Raw genomic sequence first — 1,413 nt, forward strand, 5'->3', positions numbered from 1 at the left:
CTGTCACCGAAGGCTCCGGAGGATGCCCCGGCCTTCAGGCCGGGGAGGAATCCGGTCCCCCGCGGAGCGGGGCAGGGAAAGCCGATCCGCAGGGATCGGCGTTGGGTGCAGTTCTGTTGAAGTGACTTGATCAGGGTGGTGTGCGGCTGCTCGCGTACTGGCTGTCGTGGTTGCGGTGTTTCTCCTGGAGAAGGTGGAAGTGCCAGTAGTCGCCGAAGTCGCCGTTGGCGATCAGTGTGCGGAGGGTGACGATGGCTTCGGCGCCGTCGAGTCCCCAGCGGGCGCCCGTGATGTCCATGCGGTCCTTGACGAGATGGCGGCAGGCGCCCTCGATGACGCCGGTGGCGATCGGCCAGCCGCTGGCCAGCGCGGCGGCGTAGTCGAGGTGATCGGCCTTGGCGTCGAGGTAGTCGGCGGCGGTGTCGGCGCCTCTGCGTTCCTTCTCGTCGTAGTTGTTGGAGGTGGCGCGGCGGCGGATCCCGGTGGCGACCTGGCGGGCCTTCCCCTCCAGGACGAGCCGGGCTCGGTCGGTGACCCACTTCTCGGCGTCGGGGTCGCCGGTGGCGAAGAACGACCAGCCGGCCTTCCACAGGTACTCCAGCACGGGGATGAAATCGATCAGGATGTGGACGGTGACGCCGTGGCGGGCGGCCTCGGCGGTGACGGCGTCGAGCTGGGAGTTGTTGCCGTCGACGAGCACGACCCAGGTCCGCACATGGTGCGGAGCGCGCCGCTCGGCCTCGTCAAAGCCCTGCGCGACGACGGTGGCGAGGTCGTCGACGACCGAGCCGGCCAGCCACTTCCCCGTCGCCTCCGGCCCTGTTTCTCCCCGGGCGACAGCCTCGTCGCCAGCTTCCGCCCCGCCGCCGCGGCCTTCGCGGTGGCCGGGCGCAGCCCCTCGGGCCGCATCACGATGCCCTTGCCATCGAACTGCAGCACCAGCAGCCGATCCTGCTCCGCGGCCCCGGGCCGGTCCTGGGCGCAGAAGGCGCCGACGTCGGCGGCGCCGGCCCGGGCCAGCTCAACCAGCTGCCGCTTGCCGACCCGCACCCCGGTCGCCCGCTCCACCGCCGCCACCGCGTCGTCGAACGAGCCGCGGGCCGCCTCCAGCGCCACCAGCCGGGCCAGCCCGTGCCAGTACAGCCCATCCGGCAGGTTCGGCCCGGCGTCGGCCGGATGCAGGTTGGCCGCCCCGGCGCTCGGTAGGCCAGCCGTGACACCCTGACCAGCCCGAACACCGTCGAAAGCCCCCGGCCATGGGCCTTCTCCACCCGCGTACGCACCACCCCGTCCGCCCCCACCGGCGCCACGGCCAGCCGCCGCTCCCGCACAGCCCGCAGATCCAGATGATCCTGTAACAGCGCCCGGGTCAGTTCCCGCGCCCGCCCCGCCAGCCACACCTCAAGATCGGCA

Annotated in this window: 1 pseudogene; it reads right to left on the reverse strand. The window is 72.1% G+C overall.

The window, feature by feature from the left end:
* Positions 1-130: 130 nt before the first annotated feature.
* Positions 131-1,413: pseudogene (locus AC5LUJ_RS22565) on the reverse strand (ISKra4 family transposase); the annotation flags it as partial.

The sequence above is a fragment of the Protofrankia sp. CiP1_Cm_nod3 genome, from assembly GCF_982290655.1.